Annotated in this window: 14 protein-coding genes; 13 read left to right on the plus strand and 1 reads right to left on the minus strand. The window is 61.0% G+C overall.

What is annotated here, in order from left to right; all coding sequences use genetic code 11:
• The first annotated feature begins 67 nt into the window (after nt 1-67).
• From BX604_RS23505 to BX604_RS23550, 9 genes are all read left to right on the plus strand, one after another.
• On the plus strand, nt 68-856 hold the full coding sequence (locus tag BX604_RS23505; RefSeq protein ID WP_179894862.1) for an NAD(P)-binding domain-containing protein: 789 nt from the start codon (nt 68-70) through the stop codon (nt 854-856).
• A 76-nt stretch (nt 857-932) separates the two neighbouring features.
• Entirely contained in the window at nt 933-1,961 is a 1,029-nt protein-coding gene (locus BX604_RS23510) for a GlxA family transcriptional regulator (RefSeq protein ID WP_098554005.1), read from the plus strand.
• Between the two features lie 340 nt (nt 1,962-2,301).
• Nucleotides 2,302-3,402, plus strand: a complete 1,101-nt coding sequence (locus BX604_RS23515) for a type II asparaginase (protein WP_257146404.1) — start codon at nt 2,302-2,304, stop codon at nt 3,400-3,402.
• 271 nt (nt 3,403-3,673) lie between these two features.
• The gene (locus BX604_RS39715; RefSeq protein WP_098553254.1) at nt 3,674-5,086 is read left to right on the plus strand and encodes an MFS transporter; all 1,413 of its coding nucleotides are present in this window, start codon (nt 3,674-3,676) and stop codon (nt 5,084-5,086) included.
• Nucleotides 5,087-5,169: 83 nt separating this feature from the next.
• Entirely contained in the window at nt 5,170-6,129 is a 960-nt protein-coding gene (locus tag BX604_RS23525; RefSeq protein WP_257146450.1) for a LysR family transcriptional regulator, read from the plus strand.
• Nucleotides 6,122-7,534 (plus strand): aspartate ammonia-lyase, encoded by a 1,413-nt coding sequence (locus BX604_RS23530; protein WP_098553256.1) that lies wholly within the window; start codon nt 6,122-6,124, stop codon nt 7,532-7,534. The genes BX604_RS23525 and BX604_RS23530 overlap by 8 nt, the downstream gene beginning before the upstream one ends.
• Before the next feature lie 76 nt (nt 7,535-7,610).
• Complete coding sequence (locus BX604_RS23535) at nt 7,611-8,126, plus strand: prolyl-tRNA synthetase associated domain-containing protein (RefSeq protein ID WP_143748086.1); 516 nt, start codon at nt 7,611-7,613, stop codon at nt 8,124-8,126.
• 496 nt (nt 8,127-8,622) lie between these two features.
• Nucleotides 8,623-10,026, plus strand: coding sequence for an L-lactate MFS transporter (locus BX604_RS23545; protein ID WP_098553258.1), 1,404 nt, complete (start codon nt 8,623-8,625; stop codon nt 10,024-10,026).
• A gap of 17 nt (nt 10,027-10,043) precedes the next feature.
• Nucleotides 10,044-10,175, plus strand: coding sequence for an MFS transporter small subunit (locus tag BX604_RS23550; RefSeq protein WP_098553259.1), 132 nt, complete (start codon nt 10,044-10,046; stop codon nt 10,173-10,175).
• A 124-nt stretch (nt 10,176-10,299) separates the two neighbouring features.
• On the opposite strand, the gene BX604_RS23555 is transcribed toward BX604_RS23550, so the two are convergent.
• Entirely contained in the window at nt 10,300-11,157 is an 858-nt protein-coding gene (locus tag BX604_RS23555; RefSeq protein WP_098553260.1) for an alpha/beta hydrolase, read from the minus strand.
• A 126-nt stretch (nt 11,158-11,283) separates the two neighbouring features.
• On the opposite strand from BX604_RS23555, the gene BX604_RS23560 reads away from it, so the two are divergent.
• The 4 genes from BX604_RS23560 to BX604_RS23575 all read left to right on the plus strand — a co-directional run bounded on the left by BX604_RS23560 (nt 11,284) and on the right by BX604_RS23575 (nt 14,915).
• Nucleotides 11,284-12,072, plus strand: a complete 789-nt coding sequence (locus BX604_RS23560) for an AraC family transcriptional regulator (RefSeq protein ID WP_098553261.1) — start codon at nt 11,284-11,286, stop codon at nt 12,070-12,072.
• 135 nt (nt 12,073-12,207) lie between these two features.
• Complete coding sequence (locus BX604_RS23565) at nt 12,208-12,672, plus strand: RidA family protein (RefSeq protein ID WP_098554007.1); 465 nt, start codon at nt 12,208-12,210, stop codon at nt 12,670-12,672.
• 109 nt (nt 12,673-12,781) lie between these two features.
• Nucleotides 12,782-13,393, plus strand: coding sequence for a pyridoxamine 5'-phosphate oxidase family protein (locus BX604_RS23570; protein ID WP_218926880.1), 612 nt, complete (start codon nt 12,782-12,784; stop codon nt 13,391-13,393).
• Nucleotides 13,394-13,544: 151 nt separating this feature from the next.
• The gene (locus BX604_RS23575) at nt 13,545-14,915 is read left to right on the plus strand and encodes an MFS transporter (protein WP_098553263.1); all 1,371 of its coding nucleotides are present in this window, start codon (nt 13,545-13,547) and stop codon (nt 14,913-14,915) included.
• Nucleotides 14,916-14,977: the final 62 nt, after the last annotated feature.

Raw genomic sequence — 14,977 nt, forward strand, 5'->3', positions numbered from 1 at the left:
TGTCGTATGCAAGGTTCATAAGCCGCCGCATTTGGAAGCCGGATTTTTCCACATCGAGAGGGGCAGCATGACGGTGAAACTGGGTGTGCTGGGTGTCGGAGACCTGACCGAAAAAATGGTCCGCGGGTTACGTCGCGGGGCGAGCGATATCGACATTCTCCTGTCGCCAAGGAGTCGAGCCCGGGCAGAGCGCCTTGCACGCGACCTCGGTTGCCGGCTGATGGCCGACAATCAGGCGGTAGCGGACGCTGCCGACGTCGTTCTCGTCGGGGTGCGTCCGGCACAATTGAGCGATCTCGCGACAAGCGTCAGATTGAAGGACGATCAGCCTTTGATCTCGGTGGCCGGCGGCGTCCCGGTCGAGACGCTCGCGGATCTGTTTGGTCCAAGAGCGTATTGCAGAGCGATGTTGTCGGCTGCGTCCGAGATCAATCGTTCGACCGTCGCGATATACCCTGCCGATTCAGCGGCCGGAGAACTGCTGGGCGCGTTAGGCAACATGGTGCGCCTCCCGACCGAGCGAGACTTCGAACTCGCCATGGTCTCGGCCTGCATGAACGGCTGGTTCTACTTTTTGATCGGCGAGCTGCAGGGCTGGTTCGAAAAAAAAGGGCTGCCGCCGGAGAGCGCAAGACAGCTCGTGTTCAGCAGCATCGAGGACTGTGTTGCATACTCGCAGCATCAAGCGACGCTTACCGCTACCCGGATCGGCGAGTCGATCGCGGTGCCCGGTACCTACACGGAACTGGGGTTGAAAGTGCTGGAAGGCCTGGGCGCCAATACCGGATGGAGCATCGCTGCCGACAAGGTTTTTGAGCAACTGATGGGGCGGATCCAGCCACCGTGCGACCCGTAGCCGACCGATCGGGTGAATGCCGGTGTACTTTCTGTCGTGGAGTACCCGGTAGCCCCTACCTTCAATGGACATATCGATGCGCGGCGACTACTCGCAATTGCGACCCAGCAAGCCTGCTCCCGAAATTGCCGTACCCCTGAGGGTCGGAATCGTGGCGACGCCCGATTTCACGCTCATGCCGTTCTCGTGCTTCGTTGAATTCTTGCGATTGTCCGCCGACGAATCAGACTTCAGCAGACCGCTTTATTGCACGTGGGAGTTCCTCTCTCACGACGATTCCCCGATCAAGGCGAGCTGCGGCTTCACGATAACGCCAACGAAGCTGTTTGCCGACCCGCGAGAATTTGACTACATCGTTGTGCACGGCGGTACGTTGCACGGTGAAACGCCCATACCGGACGCGCTTTACAAATATGTTGCGACTGCCGTCGAAATGGGGGTGCCCGTGGTCGGGCTGTGTACCGGGGTGTTTGTTCTGGCCGAGCTGGGACTGTTGTCCGGAAGACGGTGCGCCGTCCATTTCTCGCTCGCTCAAACGATGGAGAGCAATTTTCCGAGCGTGACGCCGGTGACGGACGCGCCTGTCGTCGTGGACGGCGGCTTCATCACCTGTCCGGGCGGTTTGGCCGGAATCAACCTGGCGATGCTCTTGGTCGACCAGCATTGCGGAAAGACCCGATCGCATAAGGCGCTTCACTATCTGATGGCCGACTGCGGCTTCGAAGAAGCCCGTGCGGTGACGCAAGAGTCGGAGATCGGTCTGCATTGCGCCGATCGGCGCGTCGCGAATGCGGTTGGACTGATGTATCAGAGGCTGCTGGAACCCGGCCGCATCAGCGATGTGGCGGAGGCAGTGGGCACGACGGAGCGCGAACTGACGCGCCTGTTCAGGAAGCACCTGCGTACCTCGCCGGGCGACTACTGGCGCAAGATCCGGCTGAAATCCGCCCGCTGGATGGTGCTGAACAGCAACCGGTCCGTCAGCCAGATCGCCTATGAGTGCGGCTTCACCGACAGCTCGCATCTCATTCAATGGTTCAAGCGGGTCTATGGTGCGACGCCAACCAAGCTCAGACAGCTACGGAATGACCTCGGGGTTCATTGAGGTTCCGCATGGTTTCGTGTCAGTAAGGCCATTCACGGCAGGCGATCGCCAGGCGCCGTGACGACCGACCGGATTACCCAGACTTCGGTTCGAAATCCACGCAGCCCTGCCACCTTCAGAAAATCTCCAACGCAGTATCAGAATCGGTAATCGTCGCGTCCGGTTTATTTGTCGCGCTCCGCGGGTCAATAAACTGCCCGCTATCGGACGTGAGCCATCCTCGTAGCGCTACTGTCTCGCACCTCCGCGTGCCGGCAGGATAAAACACGTCCGATCAGCGCGACTGATCTCCATCTCCCAACGGAGCATCGATCATGGAACTTCAAATTCGGAGTGCAAAGTGAAAGACGGACATGCCAAAACGAGCCCATGCAGAAGCCTTGTCTGCGGCTTGCTGATTTTCGGTTCTATCCTTGGCGGCTCGGCCATCGCCCAGACGCAAACCCAGGCTTCAACACCGGTATCTCTTCCGCATGTCGTTGTGCTGGCGACAGGCGGCACGATTGCCGGGACCGCTGCCAATGAGACGCAGAGCACCGGCTACAAACCCGGTGTGCTCACGGCGGATGCGCTGTTGAAGTCGGTGCCGTCGCTGGGGAAAGTCGCACAGGTATCGAGCGAACAGGTGGCGAACGTCGGTAGCGAGAACGTCACCAACGCGATTCTTCTCAAGCTCGCGAAGCGCGTGAACCAGCTGCTCGCGCAACCCGACATCGCCGGCGTCGTCATTACGCACGGCACCGATACGCTCGAGGAAACCGCCTATTTCCTGAACCTCGTGGTGAAGAGCGACAAGCCGGTGGTATTGACCGGCTCGATGCGTCCGTCGACCGCCATCAGCGCGGATGGCCCGAGCAATCTTTTGCAGGCGGTCACCGTTGCCGCATCTCCGACTGCGCGCGGACGCGGCGTCATGATCGTCCTGAACGACCGCATCGGCTCTGCCCGCTATACCACCAAGACCAACGCGAACACGCTCGACACATTCCAGAGTCCGGACGACGGATATCTCGGCACCTTGATCGACAACGTGCCGCATTTCGAAACCGCCGTCACGAAACTGCAGACCACCCAAACGCCTTTCGACGTTTCGAGGCTCGATTCGCTTCCCGAGGTCGACATCGTGTACGGCCATCAAAACGACGGCGGATACATGTATGACGCCGCGGTGGCGCACGGCGCACGCGGGATCGTTGTGGCCGGGGTAGGGGCCGGCAGCGAATCATTGCTCACGCTGCCGTCGATCAAAAAGGCCATCGACAAGGGTGTCATCGTTGTGCGGTCATCGAGAGCCGCGAGCGGCTATATCCCGGAGGATCCCGCGTATCTCGGACTGCTCGGCGATAACCTCGATCCGCAGAAGGCCCGCATCCTTTTGATGCTCGCACTGACGGTGACGAATGAACCGAACCGTGTGCAGGAGATGTTTCATCAGTTTTAATCGACGCCGCAGCATGTGGCGAAAGCGGTCGTGAACGGATCGTTGCCGCTCAGGATCCGTGCACGCCGAGCGAAAGGCCAGACAGTTTCCGGTCGGGTCTTTCGCCGTTTTCGCGCTCATGGACTCCCGGGAAATTGGCGTATCTTCAGCAGGGCTGAGCAACAGTATTAGAAAAAATGATACTGTCGCCCTACCTGCTGTTTTAATGAAATTGCAGCCCTACACTTGAATCCAAGGTGCATCGACACGAGCACCACCTTGGAGACAGGAGATGATTGTGGGCAAACAGGTACTACTCGAAGACTTGCCGCTTCGACCGTTCCACGTAGGTGTCGCGTTCAGCGGCACGGGTGGTCAATTCAGCGACGGCTTCGTTCTCGGCATCATCGGCATCGCGGTCAGCATGGCCGCGGGGCCGTTGCATCTCGACGCACTGTGGATGGGCCTGCTCGGCGCGGCGTCGCTTGCCGGCCTGTTCTTCGGCAGCATGCTCGCCGGGCCGATCGCGGATAAATACGGCCGCCGGACGATCTTCGCGTACGACATGCTGCTCTTCGCGATCGTTTCGGCAGCGCAGTATTTTGTGACGACACCCTCGCAATTGCTGGTGTTGCGTCTGGTTCTCGGGCTGATTCTGGGCGCCGACTACGTCGTGAGCAAATCGCTCGTCACCGAATATTCGCCGCGCCGCTACCGTGGCCGTCTGCTGAGTCTTCTCGCCGCGGCATGGGCGGCCGGTTACGTCGGTGCGTACCTGGTCGGCTTCGGCATGCGCGACATCGGACCGGACGCGTGGCGGCTGATGCTCGTCGCGAGCGGTGTGCCGGCATTGCTGATCCTCCCGTTCCGGATGATCGTCCCCGAGTCGCCGATGTGGCTGATGAAGCGCGGCCGCGGCGACGACGCACTCGCCATCGTTCGCCGCAAATTCGGACCCGAAGTGACGCTTGCCACGTCCGCCTACGCGCCGCAGCAGCAAAAGGGTGCGTGGTCGCAGCTGTTCTCGCCGCGCTGGCGCAAGAACACGCTGGTCGGCTGTATCTTTTACACGTGTCAGGTGATTCCTTATTTCGCGCTCGGCACGTTTGCACCGAAAGTGCTTGAAGCGCTGCACGTCAAGGACAAGTTCACGGGCGGCCTCGTCTACAACGTGCTGCTGCTCGCCGGCGCGGTGATCGGTCTGCTGCTGATCGACCGGATCTCTCGTCGCACGTTCCTCCTCGCGACGTTCTATCTCGCGGCGCTCGGCCTGGCCGTGCTGACCTACGGCAACTTCGGGCCGCTCGGCACGATCGTCATCTTCGGGGTGTTTGCGTGCATTCTCTCGGCCGCGGCGAACCTCGAGTTCGTCTATCCGCCCGAACTGTTCCCGACGCATCTTCGCGCGTCCGGCGTAGGGTTGGCCGTTGCATCGAGCCGTTTCGGTTCGGCCATCAGCACGTTCCTGCTGCCGATCACGGTGCAGCAGGTCGGCATTCACGCTGCGCTGGGCACCTGCGTCGCGATCCTGTTGTTCGGTGGGGTCTTTTGCCACTTGATGGCGCCCGAAACGGGCAACGAGAATCTTTCCGACGTGAAGTCCGATGGTGTCGCAGAAGACGAGCCGGGCGTCGCGGGCCACCACGATTCGACGTTTGCGACCTCGGCATCCGGCGGCACGAACACGCAGTCCAGAAGAATCTGAAGGACAGCGACGCGCCGGATACGGGAACACTGGCAAGAACGCTTACATCAGGACACGACATGCCATCGAACAAACCCATCGACATGCACGCCGTACAGGTTTTCGTTGCTGTCGCGGAAGAGGGCAGCATGTCCGCCGCGGCCGCGCGAATGGGCATCTCCCAGTCGGGCGTATCGCAAATCATCCGGCAGCTCGAAGACGAGCTGGGCGTCGTGCTCGTGAACCGCACGACGCGTCCGATGGCATTGACACCGTTCGGCATCGCGCTGAAAAACCGCGGCGCGGTGCTGAGCGAAGAGATCGCCAACCTCAAGGCGCAAGTCATCGACGCCGGTCGCGGCATCAAGCCGGACTTGCGCATCGGGCTGGTCGACTCGTTCGCTTCGACGTGCGGTTCGGTTTTCACGAAAAAGCTGCTGGGCAAGGTATCGCAACTGTCGATCCGGACCGGGTTGAGCCCGCAACAGGGTGAAGCGTTGCTCCGGCGCGATCTCGACCTGATCGTCACGAGCGATCCGCTGATGGATGCCAATGATGTCGTCCGGTATCGGCTGTTCTCCGAGCGCTACTGCGTGATCACGCCGAAGGGCCTTGGATTGCCGGTGAAAAGCATCGACGACCTGCGCGCGTTGATCAACAGCTTGCCGATCGTGCGCTTTAACCGCACATCGCAGGTCGGCATGCAGATCGAACGCTATCTGCGTCGCATCGAGATTCGCGCACCTGCCAGGCTCGAACTGGACAACGCGGATGCATTGACGTCGATGGTCGCCGAAGGGATCGGCTGGGCCATTACGTCACCGATGTGCTTGCTGCAGGGTGTCACGCATGCCGGCAACGTCACGGCGCACGTGGTCGAGGCATTGGGCCTCGAGCGTTCGCTGTATCTCGTCGCCCGCCGCGACGAATACAACGTGTTCTTCGAAGACGCGTGCGATACCGCGCGCGACGTGATCGAAACCTCGTTCCTGCCGAGATTGATGGCACTCGGCGGGGGCATTGAAAAACTCATTACCGTTGGTGGAAGGAATTCCTATGAATAAGCTGGCTCACGACGCGATGCGCGTCGAACGCGACTACGTTGGCGAAGTCGCCATTCCCGGTGACGAGCTGTATGGCGTGAATACGGTGCGCGGCGTCGAAAATCTCACGGTTTCTCCGTTGAACGTCGCGTATTACGCGGCGTTTCGCAACGCCTTCGCGCAGGTCAAATGGGCCGCGGCATTGGCGAATCGCGACAACGAAGTCATCTCGCACGAGCAGTGCGACGCCATCGTTGCGGCTTGCCAGGACGTCATCGAAGGACGGTGCGACGACTCGCTGGTGGTCGACCTGATGGAAGGTTCCGGCGGCACGTCGACCAACATGAATTTCAACGAGGTCATCGCGAATCGCGCGCAGCAGATTCTCGGACATGTGGCAGGCAGTTATGAGGTCGTTCATCCGAACGATCACGTCAACCGGTCGCAATCGACGAACGATGCGTATCCCGCCGCGCTGAAAATCGCCACGCACACGATGCTCGGCCAGCTCGTCGACGAAGTCTCGCAGCTTGCGGTCCTGTTCAATGCCAAAGCCTTGGAATTCGCGGATATCCTGCATCTGGGCAGGACCTGTCTTCAGGATGCCCAACCGATGCGTCTCGGTCAGCTCTTTGGCGGCTACGCGTCGCTGACCGAACGTCTGGCAGCGGAACTGGCCGCGGTGCGCGGCAAGTTGCTCACGCTGCCGCTGGGCGGCACCGCGATCGGCACCGGCTTCGGTGCGCCGGCGGGCTACCGGGCGGCCGTGTACGCGCATCTCCAGCGCGTCACAGGTGTTGCCTATCAGGCGCCGTCGAACCCGTTCGACGCGATGCAGAACATGGACGTGTTCTCGCGCGTGTCCGCCGAACTGCGTACCTGCGCGGTGTCGCTGGCAAAGATCGCTTCCGATCTGACCGTGCTGTCGTCGGGGCCGGTCGGCGGGCTCGGCGAGCTGAAGCTGCCGGAGGCACAGGCGGGCTCGTCCATCATGCCGGGCAAGATCAACCCGGTCCTGCCGATGGCGATGATCCAGTTGAGCTTCGCCGTGGTCGGCAATGACGTTGCCGTTGCTCAGGCGGTGCAGTACGGCGAACTGGAAATCAATCATTTCGAACCGGTCGTCGCGTCGCGCGTGTTCGACAGCATCGCGCTGCTCACCAACGGAATCCAGCGCTTCGGCGAAAAATGCGTGAAGGGCATCGAGGCCGACGCAGCGCGCAACGAAAAGCATCTGCTGGAGTCGATGGCCGTCGCCACGGCGCTCGTTCCCAGAATTGGCTATGCTCGCGTGAGCAAGCTCGCGCGGCAATCCGTGGCCGAAGGGCGGTCGCTCGTCGCCATTCTGGACGAGTCAGGATTGCTGTCTTCTGACGACACGCTCGAGGCGATCCGCCAGGCGTCGTATCCCGTGTTCGACGCCTGATCCGTTTTACGGCCGTCACGCGCGGGCCGGCCCCGGATGGCTTCCGGGGCCATTCTGTTTTCGGATCAAGAGGGAGGTGGACGCATCCATGTCAGGAAAGAATCGCGTACTGAGTTTCCTTGAAGCACGAAAGATACCGTTCGAGTGCGAAGAACACGACGCGGTGCTCAACATGGCGGAGTCCGGGCTGTTGAGCCTTTCCGTGGTGGGTGCGCGCTGCAAAAACCTGCTTCTGCAGGACAAGAAGGGGCACGACTTCCTCGTCGTGACGACCGCGGCCAAGCCGCTCGATCTGGTTGCGCTCGCGGAAACGCTCGGTAGCAAACGGTTGTCGTTCGCGTCCGCGGACCGGCTCTTCGCGTTGCTGGGTATCCGGACGGGCTCGTTGAGTCCGCTCGCGCTGATCAATGACGAAGCCCGACACGTGCGACTCGTCATCGACGATGAGCTGGCCAGCGAAGACGCGTTCCTGTTTCATCCGCTCGAGAATAGCGCGAGCGTGTCGCTGTCCCGAAGCGCGCTGGATACCTTTCTCGCGAGTATCGACCACCCGGCAGACTGGTTGCCGCTCACGGCAAGAGCGTCGGATTGAGGGCGCGCGAATTCGCGTGGGCAAGCACCGAATCGTTCCGTGTTTTGCCCGGACTCGGGAATACACGGATGGTGCAGCTGCGTCGGGGTGTGCGGTGCATCGCTGAAGTCGGTCGGGCGTGGGCGCCGGCAAGTGTCGTGCGTAATTTAGAGGAACGAATCGGTAGCGATTACGCGACGGTTGCTTTTTCTGTCCGGTACGCTCGGACGGTGCTCTGATCGGCACCGGGCGGGTTTCCGGGCGGATCCGGACCGGTGTCTCCGCGTGCCTCGCCCTGTATAGGATAAAAAATAGCATATTGAACATGCGCTTCTCATGCACTAATTTCTCCAAAGCCGATACCAAAGCGGCCAGCGGATCGACCTGACGCGCGATTGAATATGATTGAACGTTGCATATAAGGCGGTGCTCCCGCCAGACAAGCGACGACAGCGTCCGGATCGACACGCCGACATAGAAAACGGATCGCCCACGATCCCCAACGGAGACAGCACTGATGAGCAGCGTTATCGATCCAGGCGCCCGCGCTGGCGCCGCGCCGTTTTTCTCGAAGGAAGCCACCATCGCGCCACCCGGCTTTTCGCGATGGATGGTGCCGCCCGCCGCGCTGGCCGTGCATCTGTGTATCGGCCAGGCCTATGCATTCTCGGTATTCAACGCGCCGCTCACGAAGGTGATCGGCATCACCGCGTCCGCGCCTGACGACTGGTCGCTGACGACGCTCGGCTGGATCTTCTCGCTCGCAATCTTCTTCCTCGGCCTGTCCGCCGCGTTCGCCGGCAAGTGGCTCGAACGCGTCGGCCCGCGCCGCACGATGTTTACCGCTGCGTGCTGTTTCGGCGGCGGCTTCCTGATTTCCGCGCTCGGCGTGAAGACCCACCAGATCATGCTGCTGTACATCGGCTATGGCGTGGTCGGCGGCATCGGGCTCGGGCTCGGCTATGTGTCGCCGGTGTCGACGCTGATCCGGTGGTTCCCCGATCGCCGCGGGATGGCGACCGGGATGGCGATCATGGGCTTCGGCGGCGGCGCGATGATCGCCGCGCCGCTGTCGGTCGCGCTGATGAATCACTTCAAGAGCGCGACGAGTGTCGGCGTCGCGGAGACGTTCATCGTGCTCGGCATCGCGTACTTCATCTCGATGTCGATCGGCGCGCTCGCGATTCGCGTGCCGCCCGCCGACTGGAAACCGGCGGGCTGGACGCCGCCCGCGGTGACGAAGCACAAGATGATCACGTCGAATCACGTGCACATCGACGAAGCGCTGAAGACGCCGCAGTTCTATCTGATCTGGCTCGTGCTGTTCCTCAACGTGACCGCCGGGATCGGCATCATCGGGCAGGCGTCGGTGATGATCCAGGAGAGCTTCAAGGGCGCCGTGAGCGCCGCGGCCGCGGCCGGGTTCGTCGGGCTGCTGTCGCTGTTCAACATGGGCGGGCGCTTCGTGTGGGCTTCGGCGTCGGACTGGGTCGGGCGCAAGAACACGTACTTCATCTTCTTCGTGCTCGGTGCGGTGCTGTATTTCTGTGCGCCGATTTTTGCGTCGTCCGGGCAGATCGCGTTGTTTGTGCTGACGTTCTGTCTGATTCTGTCGATGTATGGCGGCGGCTTTTCGACGGTGCCGGCGTATCTTGCGGACATGTTCGGGACTGCTTATGTCGGCGGTATTCACGGGCGGTTGCTGACGGCGTGGGCTGCGGCCGGGATCGCGGGGCCGGTGCTCGTGAACTACATCCGTGCGTATGAAGTCGCGCATGGTGTCGTGAAGGCCGATGCCTATACGATGACGGTGCACATCATGGCATCGCTGCTCGTGGTTGGTTTCATCTGCAACCTGTTCGTCACTCGCGTGAGCGAGCGCCATCACATGACCGACGCGCAGCTCGGCGCCGGCAAGTAATCAAGGAGACGCGAAACATGAACGAGATGGTTGCTTCCGGTCGGCAGACCAACAAGGCGGTGCTTGCGGTGTTCTGGCTCTATGTGCTGATTCCGCTTGCGTGGGGTGTCGTGAATACGCTGACGACGGCGATGAAGTTGTTTGGGTGATGGGAGGGGCGCGCGCCTGAGTGAGGTGCGCGCATGACGAGGTTGCTGCGGGCGTGCGCCAGAGGTGCGACCGGATACGGACCACGCAAGTACCGTCTCGTGACCGCATCGCGATCCATGGCGATCACCGTTCGAGGATCATGGCGATGACGGCCTGCGACAGCGCACCATCCACCGCCCCGAGGCGATCAACGGCATCGAAGTGATGCCCGTCACGTTGGCGCACGATGTGTACGTCGAGACCATGGTTGTTGAGGAGCGTCTGGTACTCGGCCTGCAACCGATGAAACTCATCGGATTCGTCTCCGCCGACGGTGAGGATGAACGGCAGAGTGGGCGAGGGCAGATGGAACTTCGGGCTGAAATCGACCACCTCTTGCTCATCGAGCCTTACCGCCTCGTTGAGATAGCACAGTCGAATGGGCTCCAGATCGTAAAGGCCGCTGAGTGCACAGGCACCCTTCACGACGCCCTCGGGAAGATCATGGCTCGCCCAGTCGGTACCAGCCAGGATCGCGGTCAAATGGCCGCCCGCCGAGCTACCCGAAACATAAATGGAATCCCGGTCGAACCCGAGATCATGCGCGTTCCGGTAAAGATATGCGAGCGCCTGGATGTTGTCCTGCACGATATCGCCCATGCGCACTGACGGCGCGAGTCGATAATTCACGATGGCCACGTTGATGTTCGCAAGCAGGTACGGCAACGCCACCGTGCTGAAGTCGGACTTGTCGAGGGATTGCCAGTAGCCGCCGTGGATGAAGATGAGGACCGGGCGTCCTTTGTCTTTCGCGGGAAAAAAATCCAGCGTTTGCTTTTCGTCGGAACCATAGCGAACATTTTCGTTGACCGCATACTGACTGCGGAACGCTGCGCTCGTTCTCGACCAGCGATCGAAAATGTCCAGATGGTCCGGAATTCCCGCACGAACGTTGTACTGCAGATCCAATTCCTGTTGATCAAACGAACGGTAAACCGGCATTCTGTACCTCATCGAAGTGCGTTGAAGGAGTGAGCGAACATTCGGGCGTCCGCGTCACTCCGTAAATTACAGGCGCAGGTTTTGGCATGCCCGCGCGCAAGTGACAACACCGATCGAGGACCCGCCATGTTCGGCAAGAGCGAAGACCGGGACGACTATCAACTCATCGCGCGGGCGGTAGGCGGGATGGCCCGGGATCTACCAGACAGATTCTTCATCGACTATCACGAACACCGTCGCGGCCAGTTGATCTATGCGTATGCGGGGTCCATCCTCGTCACCGCAGAGGGGGGATCGTGGATCGTCCCGCCGCAGCGCGCGGTTTGGGTGCCGCCTCAGGTGCGCCATTGCATGCAGGCAGTCGGACGCATCGAAATGCGCACGCTTTACTTCGCTCCGGAGCGCACACCGCTCGCCTCGAACGCATGCTGCGTCGTCTCGGTCTCGCCGTTGCTGCGCGAGTTGATTGCGGCCGTCGTCAAGATGCCGGTCGACTACGACGAAAACGGGCGTGATGGGCGCGTGGTCGAATTGCTGTTTGATGAAATCAAGCCGCTGCAAATCGAATCGCTTCATCTCCCGATGCCAACCGACCCTCGTATCGCACGCATCTGTCGCTGGATCGTCGCAAATCCGGCTGAGGAGACGTCGGTCGCGTCGTGGAGCAAGGTAGCCGGCGCGAGCGAACGGACGATCATCAGGCTGTTCCCCGAGGAAACCGGCATGACTTTCACGCGCTGGAGGCAGCAGGCCCGCTTGCTTGCTGCCGTGCAAATGCTCGCCAACGGCCGCCCCGTTACCGAGATCGCCGCGGAGCTCGGCTACGACAGCCCAAGCGCATTCAGCGCAATGTTCCGCAAGGCGCTGGGCAGCAGCCCTACGGAATACTTCCGCGCTACGGACGGCGACCAATAGGGACGCGATGACCTGCCGTCCGTCGCCGGATTGGCGTGAACGCGACGAATCTCGGCACCGGCGCGAGCGCCAGCCATACACGAGTTGTTCATAGTGACCGTGAATGCCGCATGCGCGGCCAACACAGGAGCTGTGATGTCTATCTACGATCGTGTTCGCGAGGCCGGAATAACCCTTCCGGCACTCGCCATTCCCGCCGCCGCCTTTCGTCCTTATGTCCTCCACGGCAATCAACTGATCGTCTCGGGACAGTTGCCCGTACGTGACGGAAAGGCCGCGTTCGTCGGCAGCGTACCCGACTCGGTGTCGGTTTCGGATGCTCAAGATGCGGCGCGGCTTTGCGTGATCAACATCCTGGCCTGGGCGCATCACGCGACGGGCGGGGATTTGAACCGGATAAGGAAGGTATTGCGACTCGGCGGGTTTGTCTCGACATCCAGCGGTTTCGCCGACGCTCCGGCCGTGATCAATGCCGCATCCGAGCTGGTTACGCAGATCTTCGGCGAGCGTGGTTCGCACGCGAGAATTGCAATTGGCGTGGCGAGTCTTCCCTTGAATGCACCGGTCGAAGTCGAGGCGGCGTTCGCGCTGGAGGAATGAACATGGAGGCGCCAAGGCCGGACATGCGATCGATATGCACCGCGGATTCACTCGGCTTATCCGGGTGCCTTCGGACGCATTTCATTCACTTTTTCGCTCATACACCGACATGATTCCCACCTACTTGCGTGCAGAAATGCGACGCACCGATCTCGCCTGGACCGACTGGCCCGCCATCGAAAATTTTCTGAAGGACGAACTGATCTGCCGCGTCGCCGTACACGACGAGCCCTATCCGTATATCACGGCGCAGAGCTTTACCTTCGTCGGCGACGCGCTGCTGATTCATTGTTCGCGGTTCGGGAAATTTGCCAGGGCGATTGAAGCCAATCCGCACCTGACGATCGAAATCGATCGCCCGGTGGCGCTCCTTAAAGCACCCAAAGGGCAAAACACCAGCCTGGAGTATTACAGCGTCATCGCACGCTGCCGTGCGCATACCACCTATCTGACGGAGGGCGTGATCAAGCACCAGAACCAGGCACTCGACAAATTTCGGCCGGAGAAGGACTACACCCAGATCGAGGACGGTGCGGCCAACCAGATCGTCGCGATCCGATGCGTGATCGACGAGATGACAGCCAAGAAGCGCATTCTTGCCGATGGCCAATATTCTCCGCCTGGCCAACCCCGGGCACCCTATCTCCGTTATCCGTTTGCAGCGGGCGCGGCTGTTTCCGGTTTGCCATCCGAAGCATTCGACAAGGACCGCTTCAAGTAGCCGGACAACCGGTTTCAAGTTGGCGTCGACGCGATACTCGGCGACATCTTCACGTGAGTCGTGGGTCTTTTGGAGTTCGATAGTGAGTGCGTCGACACCGTCGATGCGGTGTCGGCACTTTCTAATCGAACCAAGGAAACTGGAGACACGTATGAAGATGACCGGATTGGAAGTGGGCGTCGCAAATGCGGCAGGCCGGCTGGAGCGGCTGCCCATTTGTGGCTACCACCGCATGCTGTTCTTAGTCATCGCGCTGGCGTTCTTCTTCGACAACGTCGACCTTGCCACCATGACGTTTGTGCTCGGTTCCATCAAGAACGAGTTCGGTCTGAGCAGCGCGGAGGCCGGCATGCTGGGCAGCGCGAGCTTTGCGGGGATGGCGGTAGGCGCATTGTGCTCGGGAGCGGCCGCAGACAGGTTCGGACGCAAACCGGTGTTTCAAGTCAGCATGATCGTGTGGGGCATCGGCAGCATGCTCTGCGCCAGCGCCACGAATGCGACGTCCTTGGGCATCTTCCGGCTGGTACTCGGCATCGGAATGGGGATGGAGCTTCCGCTCGCCCAGACGCTGCTGTCCGAGTTCATTCCGGCCAGATCGCGAGGCCGCTACCTCGCGATGATGGACGGAAACTGGCCGCTTGCGTTCATCTCCGCCGGCTTGCTGTCGTACTTCGTATTGGATGCATACGGCTGGAGAACCCTGTTTCTGATCGAAGCGATCCCGGCGGTATTTCTGTTTGTGGTCCGGCGGTACGTTCCCGAATCGCCCCGCTGGCTTGAATCGCGGGGGCGCTATCTGGAAGCAGGGGAAATCGTCGCCCGGATCGAGCGGTCGGTGATGTCGCGTCTGGGTTTGCATACCCTGCCCGAGGCATTGCCGATAGCGGCTGAAGCGCGTAACGAACAGGGGATCCGGGTACTGTGGTCGCAGGGATATCGTCAAAGGACCCTGACGATCGGCTCGCTCTGGTTCTTCGCACTCCTCGGTTTCTATGGATTGAACACATGGCTTGGCGCACTGCTGCAGCAATCCGGGCTCGCGGTGACAAGGTCCGTTCTTTTCACGATTTACATCTCGCTTGGCGGGGTACCGGGATTTCTCTGGGCGGCCTGGGCGGTTGAACGATGGGGTCGCAAGACAACCTGCGTCATCACGCTGGTGGGGGCCGCTGTCATGATCTTCGCATTCGGTCGTATTTCGCACGTCGGTCTCCAACAGTCCGTCCTGGTTGCGGTTGGCGCACTGATGCAGTTCTTCGCCTTCGGCATGTGGGCCGTCCTGTATACCTATACGCCCGAGTTGTATCCTTCGAGAGCAAGGGCTTCCGGCTGCGGCTTCGCCTCGTTCGCTGGACGAATCGGCGCGCTGGCCGGACCGACGACAGTCGGTCTGATTCTTCCCGCCTGGAAGTACGATGGCGTGTTCGTCTTCGGTGCGACCTGCTTTGTCGTGGCAGCGCTGGTCGTGATGCTCTTCGGGATCGAAACCCGCGGCAGCACGCTGGAAGAAGTGTCCAGTTAGCGGCGGCGTTCATTCAAACCGATGAACCGAATGCAGGCGGGCAGTCGCAGCAAAGTGATGGC

This window comes from Burkholderia sp. JKS000303, assembly GCF_002563755.1.
GTDB lineage: Bacteria > Pseudomonadota > Gammaproteobacteria > Burkholderiales > Burkholderiaceae > Burkholderia > Burkholderia anthina_B.